Source organism: Algibacter sp. TI.3.09, assembly GCF_038154905.1.
GTDB lineage: Bacteria > Bacteroidota > Bacteroidia > Flavobacteriales > Flavobacteriaceae > Algibacter.
Window position 1 is genome coordinate 15,919 of the sequence record NZ_JBAKAN010000005.1, and the last position, 16,480, is coordinate 32,398.

Below are 16,480 nucleotides of genomic sequence, written 5' to 3' on the forward strand. Positions count from 1 at the left end.
TGTTTCTGTTTTATTCTGAACACCAAATATGTCTTATTGATGCCGGCTTTCTACAATGTTCTAAAAGGTGTAGGTTTTTTGTTTTATATGAAAATTGACAGTTGAGTCTCAAAAAAATACAATTGAGAAATAAAAAATTCTGTAAATTGAAGAATAATCTCAAATTTGAAGTAACAAAACTAATTAACTACAAATGGAAGAAGCGATTAAAATTTTGATTTACATTCATGCCTTTTTTGGTGGCCTTGGATTAATTACAGGAATAGGAAGTGTTATTGTAAAAAAGGGAAGTCGTGCACATAAAAAAATGGGGAAACTATTTTCTATTGGTATGCTGGTGAGTTCTTCTATTTCGTTACCAATTTCGTGTATGCCAAATCATGAAAATGTGTTTTTATTTTTAATTGGCTTATTTACAATTTATCTCGTTTTAGCAGGGAATCGTGCATTAACTTTTAAAACAAAAAAAGAGGCTGACATGAGAGATAAATTGATTTCGGGTTCTATGGTGTGCTTTTCGGTATTAATGATCTTAAATGGTGCTTATGGTATTCTAAATGGTTCTTCTATGAGTGTTCTGTTTCTATTCTTTGGTGGTTTTGGATTATTTATGAGTATTCAAGATTTTCGATTCTATAAAGCGCCTAAAAAAGTTAAGAATACTTGGTTGCGATTACATATCGGAAAAATGATAGGTGCTTTAATTGCATCCATTACAGCTTTTGTTGTTGCAGGTTTGGGTGTGGGCAACATAGTAGCTTGGACGTTGCCAACTATTATCGGGACACTATATATTATATATTGGAAAAGAAAACTGAAACTAGGAACTAAGTCTTAAAAGGCTAAAGATTTAAATTGATAACCTTGCTCGCTAAAATGTTTTAAAACCTTTGGGAGTACATATTGCATGTTTTTTGAAGCCTTTACACTATCATGAAAAACAACAATGCTGCCACTTTTAGTTTTCGAAATAACATTTTTTAAGCAAGTAGTTTCACTTATAGAGTTCTGCCAATCGAAGGATAAAATATCCCACATTATTATTTTGTAGCCAAGGTTAATGAGATTTTTACCTTGTGCTGGTTTTATTTTGCCATAAGGTGGGCGAAATAATTTAATATCACTAGATGTTGCAGTGTGATGTTGAGGTTTTTCTTTTTGAATGTTATTCTCAGCGGCATCAACTTCAGTTAAATAATCGGCTGTTTTAGTTTTCCAACCTTTAACATGGTTTTGAGTGTGGTTCCCAATGGCATGTCCATTTTCTATAATGTCACGGAAAATTCCAGGATGCTTTTCAATGTTATTTCCTATACAGAAAAATGTAGCTTTCGCTTGATAAGCTTTTAATGTATCTAGAGTCCAATTTGTTATTTCTGGTGTTGGACCATCATCGAAAGTAAGATAGATTGTTTTTTCATTTGTTGAGATGTCCCAAATATAATTTGGGAACATCTTTTTTATAACAAATGGTGTTTTTACAGGTGTTAAGGTCATGCCTTATTCTATAGGTTCAATGGTGTCTGTACTTACGCCTGCAGGAATATCTTTGTTTTCTTCTGGAGCGTATTCATCTTGATCACTATCACCATAAAAATATTTAAACATTTTTAGGTGGTCGTTAAAAATATCGCCTTCAGTTTCTGCAAAAGGGATGTCGTATTTTATTAAAACATCAACTAAGCCTTTGTAGCGTTGTATGTCGGTATAAATATCTTCAAACAAACGTTCTTGTTTATCTGTTTTTAACTTACTGTAATATACTAAGTTTTCTTGATATTTTTGAGCAACTTCTTTAAATAAACGCTGTGCTTTTTCTTTATTTCCTACTTCGTAATAAGCACTAATGTAAGGCTCTAAAAGTGTGTAATAACCAAAGAATTCAACAGGCATGTTTTCCATAGCTATATCTGCTATTTCTTCAGCTTTATCTATTTTATCCTCATTGATTAATTGCTCGGTTAATCGTGCTAAATTTCCACGATATGTAATTGAGTTTTTACGAGTTTCAACATCGTGATAAATGTCTGGACTTCCGCTATTTCCCCAGTCCCATTTTTTAACTTTTTCATACATTAAATCGCTGTCTACACGACCCATATCAAACGGGTTCGATCTATCAACTTCCGTTCTAATAGGTACTAGTTTGTAGCACATGCCATCAAGTTGAAGGTAATCTTTCATCCAAATATAATCGTCGTCACCAAAGCTTCCGCCAGTAAAGTAGATTGGGCGATTCCATTCATTGTTAGCTACAATGTCTAACATTAGTAAACGGTTTTTGTATAGCGCACCACCTTTAATTGTAAGGTCTATATAAGGCACAATTTTATCAGCATCTTCGGGTTTAACAATACCCGAGTTTAATGCATTTTGTTTATTTACCGGCAGACGTAATGTTTCGGTAGGTAAATAACTAGCTTTTAGATCTTGTCTTCTTACTTGAGAAATATCGACACCTTGCTGCTCTAAAACATATTTGTATTTAGTTTTAGGATTATCACTTGCAATGAAGTCTAAAAATTGCTTCACTTCAATGGTGTCTTTAGTTACAGGCTCTATCACGATATAATCGTTAGTGCCGTATTTGTATAAATCGTGCGTTAATTGAGACGGTACAGGATCACTTTCGTAAGCCTTGCGTTTCATTTGGTCGATGTACCAATCGGTTTGGAATAAACTTGTGTTTACTACACGTACATCGGTTCTGTAACCTTCAATTTCTTGAGCATACCAAAGTGCGAATGTATCGTTGTCTCCAATGGTAAATAGAATACCATTTTCTGCACAAGAATCTAAATACATTTTAGCCATAGCATTGGCAGTGTATTTTCCAGAACGGTCATGATCGTCCCAGTTACTAGCAGCCATAATTCCAGGGACTAGAATTAAACAGACTATAGTAACTATTGGTGCGGTAAGTTGTTTTGGTAAATATGTTTTAAAGAAATCGTACAATGCGTAAACTCCAAAACCAATCCATAGAGCAAATACGTAATAAGATCCTACAACCGAGTAGTCACGCTCACGTGGTTCAAACGGACGTACATTTGTATAAACTTGTATGGCAATTCCTGTAAACAGAAAGAATACAAGCATTACCCAAAATAATTTTTTGTCTTTATTGTAAAGGAAGAATAAACCAATAATGCCTAGAATAAGCGGAAGCATGTAGTATGCATTTCTCGCCTTGTTGTTTTTAACATCGCTAGGTAAGTGGTCTTGAGAGTAGCCTAAATGCCATTCGTCAATAAATTTAATTCCTGTTATCCAGTTACCGTGATTATCATAACGGCCTTGGATATCATCTTGTCTTCCAGAAAAATTCCACATAAAATAACGCCAGTACATGTAACCCAATTGGTATTCAAACATGTAAATAACATTACTAATTATCGAAGGTTTTTCAACTTCAATTAAACTTTTTTCCTTTTTCAAGAAGTTGTTATAATCTTCGTAATCTACATTGCCTTGTGCCACCTGATTTTTAAAATCATTAAGTTGGGCTTTGTATTTTGTAATTTGATTTAAGGCGTAAGTTTTAGCTTGTTCCTCGGTTGCTCCAGCGTTAATAGCACTTCTATAATATGTGTTTTGTGCATCTGGTTTTACTTTAAAATCTAAAAAGCCAGAAAACATCATGTAATTTTCGGCATGCTCGGCACTCCACATTCTTGGTAGAATAGAAGCGTGTTTAGAGTTGTAGTTCTGTTTTGCTTTTTTCCAATCGTTTACAACAACGTATTCCCCTTTTTCTTCATCTTTCTCATACTTAGGTTTGTCGTCTATGTACGGGTTGTTTTCATCTAAATAAGCATATTGGTCTGTAAACTGAGGTCCGTAAAACAAGTGTGTTTCAGGGTATTGCTCTAAGTTGTAATATGCTAACAATTCTCTTGCACTCGATGGGTTGTTCTCGTTAATAACCACATTAGCATTAGCACGAATTGGTAACATTAACCACGTAGAGAAACCAATAATAACAAAGGTTAAACAAAGAATAGCTGTGTTTAAATGTGCAAAGTGTTTCTTCTTAGTGTATTTTAAGCCGTAAGTAATAAGGCCAACAAGTAGTAAGCCTGCAATAATAGATCCTGAATTAAAAGGCAAGCCAATAGTGTTCACGAAAAATATTTCGAAAGCACTAAATATTTTAAGAATATTAGGAGCCAAAAGTTTAAAAACGAATAATAAAATACCAACCGAAGCAATATTTGCAATAATGAAGTTTTTTATAGTTACGGTTTTATAATTCTTGAAAAAGTAAACCAACCCTATGGCAGGTATGGTTAATAAGCCCATAAAGTGAACTCCAAAAGAAAGTCCGATAACAAAGGCAATTAAAATAAGCCATCGATTTCCTCTTGGGTTATCCATATCTTGTTCCCAACGTAAGCCTAGCCAGAATAAAACAGACATAATTAATGTCGCCATGGCATAAACTTCGGTTTCTACAGCATTAAACCAAAACGAATCGGTAAAAGTAAAGGCTAAACTGCCAACTAAACCACTACCTAAAATTGCATAAGCTTGGTTTTTATTTATCTCACCATCTGCTGTAACCAGTTTTTTTAATAGAATTGTTATGGTCCAAAACATAAAAAGAATAGTGAATGCACTAGAAACAGCACTCATCATATTCATCATCCAGCCAATTAAAGCATTATTTCCAAATGTGAAAATGGAGAAAAAAGCACCTAACATTTGAAATAATGGCGCTCCCGGTGGGTGGCCAACTTGTAGTTTAGAAGAGGTTAAAATATATTCCCCTGCATCCCAAAAACTTACTGTTGGCTCAACAGTTAAGCTATAAGTAATAAGTGCTATTAAAAAAGAGAGCCATCCTAAAATGGTATTCCATTTTTTAAAGTTAAAATTTGCCATAAAAATCTATACATTAATTGCTTTGGCGAATTTAATAATAAATACTTAATACCTTATGTTTTTAAGGAAACGTTAAGTGTTCAAAAAAAATAATTGAAAAAAAATTTAAAAAAGTTTGCACAAAGGAAAAAAAGTTCTAAATTTGCCGTCTCGAATAAAGAATGGCCCATGGTGTAACTGGCAACACGTCTGTTTTTGGTGCAGAAGAGTCTAGGTTCGAGCCCTAGTGGGCCAACTCTGAAACCAACCCTGATTACGAAAGTAATTGGGGTTTTTTTTGTGCTCTACTTTTAAGGTTTTACAGATAAAAAAAAGCTCCATATAAAATTTATGGAGCCTTTAAAAGTATAATTAGCAATTGGTTTTGCTGAAAATTTTAAAAAAGAGTTAATCAATATACTCGGTTTCTAGAAAGTAATTTACAATAGCTTCTTTCATTAAAACACTTTGTTCGCCAGCTTTTAAATGTGGTAAAGCTTCTAGCGCTGTGTAATGTGGCCAACCATCTTTATCTACAAAATCGAGTTGGTAATATCCGTAAGGCATTAATAATTTGCAAATAGCAATATGCATTAAGTCTAATTTTTGATCTTTTTTAAAAGCGCGCTCCAATTGTCCGAGTTCTTGTACGCCTATTAAATATATAATAGCGTCAAGATCTAAGGTGTCTCCATCTGCAAATTGATCAGATAGTTTTTTAACAACCAAGTTCCAGCGTTCCTTTAATTCTTCGTCTCTTGCCATTTTTAGTTTTTGAATTGAAATTTTTGGCAAAGTTAACGAACCTTTTGTTATTCTAAGATAACATAGTAGGCCATTTGCCGTTATTGTTTGTGTCAGCAGGATTAGTGTGTAAATTCTTTTATTTTATATTTGCATTAAATTGTTACTATGGGTGTTATTGATATTGTTTTAGGCGCATTAATTCTATTTGGGTTGGTTCGTGGTTTTATGAAAGGGCTTTTTGTTGAGGTTGCCTCACTGGTTGCTTTGGTGGCTGGTGTTTATGGAGCTATCCATTTTAGTGATTTTGCTGCCGAATTTTTAAATGATAAAACCGATTGGGACGAAAAAACCATTAGTATTACCGCTTTTGCAGTAACATTTATTGTTATTATTTTGGCTATTTCGCTTGCGGGGAAGGCTTTAACGAAGTTGGCTGATTTTGCAGCGCTTGGCATTATTAATAAATTAGCAGGAGGTGTTTTTGGAGCCTTAAAAATTGCAGTTATTTTAAGTGTAGTTTTAATAGTTTTCGATAGAATGAATAGCGCAATTACTTTTGTAGATGAAGAAAATGTGGACGATTCTATGCTTTATATGCCTGTGAAATCTTTGGTGCCTATGATTTTTCCGAATATTTTAACACCAAAAGAAGATACGGAAACTCCTGAAACCGAAGATTAATCTAATAGAGCAGCAGAGAAAAAGGCGTCGTAAATAATTGAAATTTACCAAGATAATTATCATTAATTACTAAAGCAAAAATCTTTGTTTCTAGTCTTTAGAATAATCTTATCTTTACATCTTGAAGTTGTATTTAGTAAACATACTTCATCAACCGTGTTATACTCTTGCTTTCACAGTTAAACAGCTGTAAAGTAAAGATTCAAAATAAATAGTTATAAACCTTCTTCTGGTAAAACTTTGGTTTTATTCAGAATCAATATATAAAATATATGGCTTGCGCAAGTTGCTCAACAAAAGACGGCTCTCCTAGTGGCTGCAAAAATAATGGCACCTGTGGTACAGATAGTTGCAATAAATTAACCGTATTCGATTGGTTAGCAAACATGTCACTTCCAAGTGGCGAAAAACCATTTGATTGGGTAGAAGTACGTTTTAAAAACGGACGAAAAGACTACTATAAAAATGCTGAAAATTTAACATTAAGTATTGGAGATATTGTAGCAACACAAGCACAATCTGGTCATGATATTGGTATGGTTACCCTTTCGGGGGAATTAGTACGCGTACAAATGAAACGCAAAAACATTTCGGTAAAGCCAGTTGAAACATTAAAAATATACAGAAAAGCAAGTCAGAAAGATATTGATATTTGGCAAACAGCCCGTGATAAAGAAGAGCCAATGAAGGTTCGTGCACGTCAGTTTGCAATAGATTTAAAACTCCACATGAAAATTTCGGATATCGAATTTCAAGGAGACGCAAGTAAAGCCACGTTTTATTATACAGCAGAAGAGCGCGTAGATTTCCGTGAGTTAATTAAAGTTTTTGCGCGTGAGTTTAGAACACGTATAGAAATGAAACAAGTTGGTTTCCGTCAAGAAGCATCAAGACTTGGTGGTATTGGTTCTTGTGGACGTGAATTATGTTGTTCTACGTGGTTAACAGATTTTAGGTCGGTAAGCACATCTGCAGCGCGTTACCAACAGTTATCACTTAATCCGCAGAAATTAGCAGGACAATGTGGTAAATTAAAATGTTGTTTAAACTACGAATTAGATACGTACTTAGATGCTTTAAAAAGTTTTCCAAAAACAGATATTAAGTTAAAAACGGGTAAAGGAACAGCAGTTTGTCAAAAAACAGACATTTTCAAAGGGCATATGTGGTATGCTTATGAAGGTGAGTGGATGAACTGGCACAAAATAACTACAGAGCAGGCTAACGAAATTATTGAAGCTAATAAAAAGAACGAACCTATTGCTAGCCTAGAAGAATACGCTTTAGATGTTTTAGAAGATGTTAAAACGGAGTTCGAAAATGTTGTTGGTCAAGATAGTTTAACACGTTTCGATAGTCCAAAACGTAATAATAAACGTAAAAATACTAGAAAGAAGCCGAACCAAAAAGGGGCAGCTCCAAATGCTAATCAAAAACCAAGGCCTAATCCTAAGAGTCCAAATACAGCACCAAAGAAACAAAACCCAAATCAAAAAGGGCCGAATCAAAAAGGTGAAGGAACTCCAAAAGCAGCACCTAATAAAAGAGCTCCAAAGAAAAGAACTGGAGATAATGGACCAGCAAATACGGATAAACCAAATACAAATCCAAACAAGAATAACCGCAACCGGAATAATAAAAGAAAACCAAAACCAAAACCACAAAGCAATAATGATGCTACCGAATAATAGCTTCTTGTTTTTTTTAATAATCGCATTGGTGTTTACATCATGCGATTCTAATCGTGTTTTCGATGAGTATCAATCGGTTCCAAACACTTGGAATAGAGAGAATGTTGTTAGTTTCAATATTACCCCAGTAGACTCTATAAAACCTTATAATTTATTTGTAAACCTGAGAAATACAAATGCTTATAAATTCAATAATATATTTTTAATTGTTGAAATGGTAAACCCGAACGGAAAAATTCAAAAAGATACTTTGGAGTATAAAATGGCCGAACCTAGCGGGAAACTTTTAGGTACAGGTTATACAGATATAAAAGAAAATAAACTTTGGTATAAAAAAGGTTTTGTGTTTAACGAAACTGGCGAGTACAAGGTTAATATACATCAAGCTATGCGCGAACGCGGTAAAGTAAACGGTGTTGTAAACCTAGACGGCATAACCGATGTTGGCTTTAGAATAGAAAATCCCACAATACAGTAATCCCTAATTTTAAAACTTAAATCGCTTATAATTTAAGGCTCTTAAACCATGGCAAAAGCAAAAAAAGAAACAACTACAGTTCAAGATTTCACAAAATACATTCGATGGTTTTGGGTGATATTTTTAGGAGGTATTCTCTCAATTATTTTAGTGTTTTTATTGGCATCTTGGGGTGTTTTTGGCGAAATGCCAGATCACACCGTGTTAGAAAATCCTAAAACAAATTTAGCAACAGAAATTCTTTCTTCCGATGGGCAAACCCTAGGTAAGTTCTATTTTAATGATAACAGGACGCCTGTTGGTTATAATGAGTTACCACAATATTTGGTAAACGCTTTAATAGCAACGGAAGATGCACGTTTTAAAGATCACTCTGGTATTGATGCCAAAGGGACTTTACGGGCAATATTGACGCTTGGTAGTGGTGGTGGAGCAAGTACTATTTCTCAACAATTAGCAAAGCAGTTATTTCATGGTGAAGGCTCTAAAAATATTATAGAGCGTGTTTTGCAAAAAGTAAAAGAGTGGATTATTGCTATTCGTTTAGAACGTCAATACACCAAAGAAGAAATTATTGCACAATATTTTAATATTTACGATTTTTTAAATAATGCGGATGGTATTCGAAGTGCCTCACGTATTTATTTCGGTAAAGAGCCTATAGAGTTAGATTTAAAAGAATCTGCTATGCTTGTTGGTATGTTTAAAAATTCATCTCTATTCAACCCAAGAAAAAGAGTTGAGCTTACTAAAACCCGTAGAAACGTAGTGTTAGCTCAAATGGAGAAATACGATTTTATAGATGAAAAAGTAAAAGATTCTCTTCAAAAAACAGATTTAGATTTAAACTATTCTCCAGAGTCGCACCGTGAAGGTATTGCTACTTACTTTAGAGGATATTTAGATGGTTTTATGAAGGATTGGATTAAAGAAAACCCTAAGCCAGACGGAACAAAATATAATTTATATAACGACGGGTTAAAAATTTATACAACCATCGATTCTCGTATGCAAAAACATGCTGAAGATGCTGTGCAACAACATATGCCAAGACTTCAAGCTGAGTTTTTTAATCAGAATAGCATTAAAAAGAATCCTACAGCTCCGTTTTTAGATCTTGATAAAAATGAAATCACATCTTTATTAAGACGAGGAATGAAACAGTCGGAACGTTGGAGGCATCTTAAATACGATTTAAAAAAATCGGATAAAGAAATAGAAGCTTCGTTTGAAACACCGTCAGAAATGACTGTTTTTGCATGGGAAGATGGTAGAGCGTCAGAAGTAGATACTATCATGAAGCCTATAGATTCTATGCGTTATTATAAATCATTCCTTCGTACAGGTATGATGTCTATGGATCCGCAAACAGGCCATGTAAAAGCTTGGGTTGGTGGTATGAATTACCGTCACTTTCAATATGATATGGTAAACCAAGGAAAACGTCAAATTGGATCTACATTTAAACCTTTCGTTTATACAGCGGCTATGGACCAGTTGCATTTATCACCTTGTGATGAGTTGCCAGATACACCATTTTGTATCGAAGCCAATAAATACGGAAACCCAGAAGAATGGTGTCCTAAAAACTCAGGTGGTGAGTATGGTGGTACACGTTCTTTGAAGAATGCATTAGCTAATTCGGTTAATACCATTACAGCACGATTAATTGATAAAGTGGGACCGCAAACGGTTATAGATTTAGTTAGAAAATTAGGAATCGATTCTGATATTCCTGCTGTGCCTTCTATTGCTTTAGGAACACCAGATATTAGTGTTTACGAAATGGTTGGTGCTTATTCTACTTTTGCAAACCAAGGGGTTTATACCAAACCAGTTATGGTAACAACAATTGCCGATAAGAACGGAACTATTTTATATCAATTTAAACCAGAAACGCGAGATGTTTTAAGTGAAGAAACCGCTTATGTTACCGTAAAACTTATGGAAGGTGTAACCCAATCTGGTTCTGGTGCACGTTTAAGAGGTAAAGGAAGAGATTCTTATAGAAGTGATTATAGAAAAGTAATTACAGGATATCCATACGAGTTTACAAACCCAATTGCAGGTAAAACCGGTACTACACAAAACCAAAGTGATGGTTGGTTTATGGGTATGGTTCCGAACTTAGTAACTGGTGTTTGGGTTGGAGGCGAAGATAGAGCTGTCCATTTTCCTGGTATTACTTACGGGCAAGGTGCAGCAATGGCTCTACCAATTTGGGGTGTTTACATGAAGAACTGTTATGCCGACAAGCATTTAGAAATTTCTAAAGATGCTTTTACAAAACCTAAAAATTTATCTATTAATGTAGATTGCTCTAAGGTTGATAGCGATTCTGATAGTAATCAAGATGATAATACACCTGAAGATTTAGATTTTTAAATCATAAGAACTTAATATAATGTATTAAAAACCATTCTGAAAAGGATGGTTTTTTTTGGTTTAGTTCGTAGCTAATTTGTTAAGTCTTGAATAGGTTTCTTTTCAATAAATTTTTCCGTGTAAACGATACTCATAAATTATTGGAGATGAAAGATTTTAGGGTTCAATTTTATTTAACTAAAACGTTCATAATATTATTTGTTTAAATTTTAATATTCTTTTGAATTATTCGTAAATTTAAGCAGCTTTAAATGATGTTTTTATAAAAACATGAAGCTTAATTGTAAAACGGATTCATAATGATAAATAAAAAAGTAGCTAATGTTGATGCCGCGCTAAATGGTGTAAAAGACAATATGACCTTTATGTTAGGCGGATTTGGACTGAGTGGTATTCCCGAAAATGCTATAGCCAAGTTAGTAAAACTTGGAGTTCATGGTTTAACCTGTATTTCTAATAATGCAGGTGTTGATGATTTTGGATTGGGTTTACTACTTCAAAAAAAACAGATTAAAAAAATGATATCTTCTTATGTTGGCGAAAATGATGAGTTTGAACGCCAAATGCTTTCTGGGGAACTCGATGTTGAACTTATTCCTCAAGGTACATTAGCTGAAAGATGTCGTGCTGCTCAAGCCGGATTCCCTGCTATTTACACACCTGCAGGTTATGGAACCGAAGTAGCCGAAGGTAAAGAAACGAGAGAATTCGATGGTAAAATGTATGTGTTAGAGCATGCCTTTAAAGCCGATTTTGCTTTTGTTAAGGCCTGGAAAGGCGATGCCGCTGGTAATTTGATTTTTAAAGGAACAGCTCGAAATTTTAATCCGGTAATGTGTGGTGCTGCAAAAATAACTGTTGCTGAGGTTGAAGAGTTGGTGCCGCTAGGAAGCTTAGATCCGAATCAAATTCATATTCCTGGTATTTTTGTACAGCGTATTTTTCAAGGAGAACGTTATGAGAAACGAATTGAACAACGCACAGTAAGACCGCGCAGTTAAATTTAGTTATTCTTTTAGGTAGAGTTTTAAAATTAAGAATCCAATTAAGATGTTTTCGCTTTCGCGGAACTAATAAAGACACAAAATCATGTTAGATAAAATAGGTATAGCAAAGCGCATTGCAAAAGAAGTTCAGGATGGTTATTACGTTAATTTAGGAATTGGTATTCCAACCTTGGTAGCAAATTATGTTAGAGAAGATATTGAAGTCGAATTTCAAAGTGAAAACGGCGTTTTAGGTATGGGGCCTTTTCCTTTTGAGGGAGAAGAAGATGCCGATGTTATAAATGCAGGGAAACAAACTATCACGGCTTTGCCTGGGGCTAGCTTTTTCGATTCAGCTTTGAGTTTCGCAATGATTCGTGGTCAGCATGTGGACTTAACTATTTTAGGTGCTATGGAAGTGGCAGAAAATGGAGATATAGCAAACTGGAAGATTCCGGGGCGTATGGTTAAAGGCATGGGAGGAGCGATGGATTTGGTAGCAAGTGCCGAAAATATTATTGTTGCAATGATGCATACTAATAAAAAAGGTGAGTCTAAACTTCTTAAAAAATGTACGTTGCCGTTAACAGGTGTTGGATGTGTTAAAAGAATTGTAACCAACCTTGCTGTGCTAGAAGTAACAGCGGTAGGGTTTAAACTTTTAGAACGGGCTCCAGGTGTTTCTGTAGAAGACATAAAGAACGCAACAGAAGGCACTTTAATTATTGATGGAGACATACCAGAGATGCAATTTTAATAAGCTGTTTTTAGGTGGTTTGTGGGTGTGAGTTGACTTAAATGTTAAAATTTAATGTATTTCATCGATAATATATGTTTTTAAACTGATTTATTCAAAGAAAAGAATATCTTTACAGAGAACAAAGAAACCAAGTTTAATTATAGATTTCCCCCAAATCTACCATAACCTAACCCTTATGAATTTTGCACCAAATCTACCTGAGCAACCTACATTTAAAACAAGTAAATTTCAAGAATCTGTACAAGGAAACTTGCAATTTTTAAAAGGCCTACTTTACTTGACCAAGAAAATTTTCATGCTATAATTTCCCCAAGTTATAGCGTGAATCTATTTCACAATCCTTATTAAATCCCTTTCGGAATAGCTTCAATAAGCTTTTTTGTATAGTCTCTTTTAGGTGCTTTGTAAATAGCATCGGCATCGTCCAATTCTTCAATTTTACCTTTATTCATAACTAATAATTGGTCGCTCATGTATTTTACAACGGCTAAGTCGTGTGAAATAAAGATATAGGTAAAACCGAAATCTTTTTTTAACTCATTTAATAGGTTTAAAACCTGCGCTTGTACCGATATATCAAGTGCAGAAACAGACTCGTCGCAAACAATAAGTTTTGGTTGTAAAGCAATAGTACGAGCAATGCCAATACGTTGGCGTTGTCCTCCAGAAAATTCGTGAGGATATCTATTAAAATAATCTTCAGATAGACCAACACGGTTTAAAATATCAATAACTTTCTCTTTTCTTTCTTTAGTAGAACTGAATAGCCCATGGACTTTCATAGGTTCCATAATGGCTTCTCCAACAGGCATTCTTGGGTTTAATGACGAATAAGGATCTTGGAATATAATTTGAATATCTTTTCTGAGTTTTCTAGTTTCAGTTTTATCTAATTTTGTGATGTCAATACCGTTATACAAAATTTGTCCTGCCGTGGCTTTATCTAATTGAAGGATAGCGTTACCAAGTGTCGATTTTCCGCAGCCAGATTCACCTACTAATCCTAATGTTTCACCAGGATATAATTTGAAACTCACATTATTTACGGCCTTAAAAGATTTCGCTTTTTTAAAGAATCCAGCACTAGAGAAATATTCCTTTTCAACATTAATAACCTCTAATAACGGTGGTTGGCTATAAATTTTGGCATGATTTACTTGCCTGTCATGGTCGGTTACAATTTCGGTAGAGGTTGTATCTTCCAAAAAATCTTTTATGGTTGGTAAGGTTTTTAAGCGCGTATCTAATGATGGACGCGAGTTTATTAATGCTTTGGTGTAATTGTGTTGTGGGTTTTTAAATATGGTTGTAACCAAACCTTCTTCAACTAAATTACCTCTAAACATCACCAAAACATGGTTGGCTATTTCGGAGATTAAAGCCAAATCGTGAGTAATAAAAATAATACTCATTTTGGTTTCAGCCTGTAATTCTTTCAGAAGCTTTATTATATCTTTTTGTACCGTAACATCTAGGGCTGTTGTAGGTTCGTCGGCAATTAAAACATCGGGTTTGCAGGCAATAGCCATCGCAATCATAACGCGCTGTTTTTGGCCTCCAGATATTTCGTGTGGATATTTGGTATAGGTGCGTTTTACGTCGGGTAACTTTACTTTTTCGAATAAAGATAGTGTTTCGTTTTCGGCCTCTTTTTTAGATAGATTGGTGTGCTGTAAAAGAATTTCTTGTACTTGCTTGCCACAAGTCATAGACGGATTTAAAGAACTCATTGGTTCTTGGAAAATCATGGCTATTTTTTTTCCTCTTATATTTTGAAATGCTTTGGATGATAGTTTGGTTAAATCTTCATTATTAAAGAGAATACTTCCTGAGGTTATTTTAGAAATTTTCTTTGGAAGTAAACCTAAAATGGCTAATGAGGATACCGATTTTCCTGAACCAGATTCGCCTACAATACCTAAGATTTCATTTTCCTTTAGGTTGAAAGATATGTTATGGATGACTTCGTTGCCATTAAATGCAATGGATAAATCGGTTACGCTAAGTATGTTTTTCTTCATTAAATATGAATAATTTCGTCGTTTGTTAAAATGGCATCACCTCGTAATCGTAAAAATATTTGGGCCACAGCAATGGTGTCTTTTTCGCAATAAGTAACAATTCTATCAATTTCTTTTTCTTCGTAAAATACACGATAAACCTCGCTGCCATCAATATCATCTTTTGGAGATGGAATACCTAATACGCTAGTTAATAGCTTTAAGGAGGTATAGGTTTTATAATCCCCAAATTTCCATAATTCTAGAGTATCTAGATGTGGTACTTCCCAAGGTTTTTTACCAAATAAATTTAATTTTTGTGGTATTTCAATATCGTTTATAATCATACGTCTAGCTATAAACGGAAAATCGAATTCTTTACCATTGTGACCGCAAAGTAAGTGTTTTGCTTGATTAAAATGAGTGTTTAATAGGGTTTTAAAATCAGTTAAAAGTTTAACTTCTTCGCCATGGAAAGAAGTTGTTCTAAAACTTCGCGACTCATCCGTGATTTTAAAATAGCCCACCGAAATACAAACTATTTTACCAAACTCTGCCCAAATTCCGGCGCGGTTGTAAAATTCTTCAGCGGTTTCATCTTCTTTGCGCTGGTATTTCGATTTGTGTTCCCAAAGCGCTTGTTTTGTTTCATCTAAATCAGAGAAATATTGTGTTTCCGGAACAGTTTCAATATCCAGAAATAAAATGTTTTCTAAGTTAAGTTTACGTATCATTTTTCTAGCATTTTATAGGCTTCGTTTATATACACAGAAATATCGTCGGTAAACGTAGCTACTGTTTTTATTGGTCCTTTAGAGTGTCCTAGCCTTACTATTATTAAATTATCGTTTGGTTCTACAATAACGTACTGCCCTAAGTGACCACGCATCATAAAAAAGTGTTTATCTTTTATTGTTCTTAGCCACCAACCGTAACCATATTCCGGACTGTTTTTAAAGCGTGGTTTAATTGATTTTGCTACAAAAGCGGAGTCTAAAATTTGCTTGCCGTTCCATTTTCCGTGGTCTTTGTAAAGTTTACCAAAGCGCGCAAAATCTTTAGCATTACTCGCTATACAGCAATAGGCTTTTACTAAATCGTGAGTTTCGCTATCTACCTGCCACAAGGTTGAGTTTTCAGAATTTAGAGGTTTCCAAAAGCTTTCGGTTAAATAATTATAGAGTTTTTTGCCTGTAGCTTTCTCTATCACCATGGCTAACATTTGTGTGTCTCCACTGGCGTATTTAAACGACTGTCCAGGAGTCTCTACAACCTTTAAACTATTTGTTACTTTCGCTAGGTCGTCATCAAAATAAGCGCGCGTTGTAATAGATAGAGGCGAGTAGTAGGCTTCGTCCCAATTAGTGCCAGAAGCCATGCTAGATAAATCTCCAACCGTCATGGTTTCTGCTAATCCGTCGCAAAATTCAGGTAAAAAATCGCAAACCGGTTGATCTAAATTTTTTATAAAACCCTCTTGTATCGCTTTGCCTAAAAGTCCCGACACATAGCTTTTTGCCATAGAAAAGGAATTTGATGGTGAGTTTGCGTTAAAACCGTCGTAATAATTTTCGAACCAAATACTATCGTTTTTAATAATCACGTAGGCAATGGTTCCGTTTTGCGAATTGATTTCAGATAGTGTTTCGGTCTCTTTTACAGAATTATAATCTGTATGGTTTGGCCAAGGGATAGGTGTGTCCGTTTCAATCACTCTGTTATCTAGTTCTTTATAATCTTCTAGAAAAGCTGTGGTGTGGCCTTTTAGATATATGGTTCTAACGGCTTTTATTAAGTAATCTGTATCGGTGATATAAAGTACAGCAATAAGTAGAACGATTATTATGGCGAGCCATTTAATAAGTTTTTTAAGGAATGTCATTTATTTG

The 16,480-nt window shown here is 34.5% G+C and carries 13 protein-coding genes and 1 tRNA gene; 8 read left to right on the plus strand and 6 right to left on the minus strand.

All coding sequences use genetic code 11. The features are described from left to right. The first annotated feature begins 193 nt into the window (after nucleotides 1–193). On the plus strand, nucleotides 194–838 hold the full coding sequence (locus V6246_RS14795; RefSeq protein ID WP_341561210.1) for a hypothetical protein: 645 nt from the start codon (nucleotides 194–196) through the stop codon (nucleotides 836–838). Here the strand turns inward: V6246_RS14795 and V6246_RS14800 are convergent. Both V6246_RS14800 and V6246_RS14805 read right to left on the minus strand, forming a co-directional pair. Continuing rightward, nucleotides 835–1,497, minus strand: coding sequence for a polysaccharide deacetylase family protein (locus tag V6246_RS14800; RefSeq protein WP_341561212.1), 663 nt, complete (start codon nucleotides 1,495–1,497; stop codon nucleotides 835–837). The genes V6246_RS14795 and V6246_RS14800 overlap by 4 nt on opposite strands. A 3-nt stretch (nucleotides 1,498–1,500) precedes the next feature. Beyond that, nucleotides 1,501–4,884, minus strand: a complete 3,384-nt coding sequence (locus tag V6246_RS14805) for a glycosyltransferase family 117 protein (RefSeq protein ID WP_341561213.1) — start codon at nucleotides 4,882–4,884, stop codon at nucleotides 1,501–1,503. 162 nt (nucleotides 4,885–5,046) lie between these two features. Between V6246_RS14805 and V6246_RS14810 the strand changes: the two genes are divergently transcribed. After that, nucleotides 5,047–5,119, plus strand: a tRNA-Gln gene (locus V6246_RS14810). 152 nt (nucleotides 5,120–5,271) lie between these two features. Here the strand turns inward: V6246_RS14810 and V6246_RS14815 are convergent. Further along, the gene (locus V6246_RS14815; RefSeq protein ID WP_042496862.1) at nucleotides 5,272–5,628 is read right to left on the minus strand and encodes a hypothetical protein; all 357 of its coding nucleotides are present in this window, start codon (nucleotides 5,626–5,628) and stop codon (nucleotides 5,272–5,274) included. 147 nt (nucleotides 5,629–5,775) lie between these two features. Here V6246_RS14815 and V6246_RS14820 point away from each other — a divergent pair, with 147 nt between their 5' ends. The 6 genes from V6246_RS14820 to V6246_RS14845 all read left to right on the plus strand — a co-directional run bounded on the left by V6246_RS14820 (nucleotide 5,776) and on the right by V6246_RS14845 (nucleotide 12,588). Beyond that, nucleotides 5,776–6,291 carry a CvpA family protein gene (locus V6246_RS14820; protein WP_341561215.1) on the plus strand — a complete coding sequence of 172 codons (516 nt, stop codon included), beginning with the start codon at nucleotides 5,776–5,778 and terminating at the stop codon, nucleotides 6,289–6,291. A gap of 272 nt (nucleotides 6,292–6,563) precedes the next feature. Next, a complete protein-coding gene (locus V6246_RS14825) occupies nucleotides 6,564–7,979 on the plus strand; it encodes a PSP1 domain-containing protein (RefSeq protein ID WP_341561216.1) in 1,416 nt (471 codons plus the stop codon). Next, nucleotides 7,963–8,460 carry a gliding motility lipoprotein GldH gene (locus tag V6246_RS14830; RefSeq protein WP_445819002.1) on the plus strand — a complete coding sequence of 166 codons (498 nt, stop codon included), beginning with the start codon at nucleotides 7,963–7,965 and terminating at the stop codon, nucleotides 8,458–8,460. Before V6246_RS14825 ends, V6246_RS14830 begins: the two co-directional genes overlap by 17 nt. 48 nt (nucleotides 8,461–8,508) lie before the next feature. Then, a complete protein-coding gene (locus V6246_RS14835; protein ID WP_341561218.1) occupies nucleotides 8,509–10,845 on the plus strand; it encodes a penicillin-binding protein 1A in 2,337 nt (778 codons plus the stop codon). Between the two features lie 299 nt (nucleotides 10,846–11,144). Continuing rightward, entirely contained in the window at nucleotides 11,145–11,846 is a 702-nt protein-coding gene (locus V6246_RS14840; protein WP_341561220.1) for a CoA transferase subunit A, read from the plus strand. A gap of 88 nt (nucleotides 11,847–11,934) precedes the next feature. After that, on the plus strand, nucleotides 11,935–12,588 hold the full coding sequence (locus V6246_RS14845; RefSeq protein ID WP_159019114.1) for a CoA transferase subunit B: 654 nt from the start codon (nucleotides 11,935–11,937) through the stop codon (nucleotides 12,586–12,588). 347 nt (nucleotides 12,589–12,935) lie between these two features. Here V6246_RS14845 and V6246_RS14850 read toward each other — a convergent pair whose 3' ends face one another. From V6246_RS14850 to V6246_RS14860, 3 genes are read right to left on the minus strand one after another with little or no spacing between them, the layout of a single operon-like run. Continuing rightward, the gene (locus V6246_RS14850) at nucleotides 12,936–14,612 is read right to left on the minus strand and encodes an ABC transporter ATP-binding protein (RefSeq protein WP_341561222.1); all 1,677 of its coding nucleotides are present in this window, start codon (nucleotides 14,610–14,612) and stop codon (nucleotides 12,936–12,938) included. Next, on the minus strand, nucleotides 14,612–15,325 hold the full coding sequence (locus V6246_RS14855; RefSeq protein ID WP_159019116.1) for a 3'-5' exonuclease: 714 nt from the start codon (nucleotides 15,323–15,325) through the stop codon (nucleotides 14,612–14,614). The genes V6246_RS14850 and V6246_RS14855 overlap by 1 nt, the downstream gene beginning before the upstream one ends. After that, nucleotides 15,322–16,473 (minus strand): serine hydrolase domain-containing protein, encoded by a 1,152-nt coding sequence (locus V6246_RS14860; RefSeq protein ID WP_341561224.1) that lies wholly within the window; start codon nucleotides 16,471–16,473, stop codon nucleotides 15,322–15,324. The genes V6246_RS14855 and V6246_RS14860 overlap by 4 nt, the downstream gene beginning before the upstream one ends. Nucleotides 16,474–16,480 lie beyond the last annotated feature (7 nt).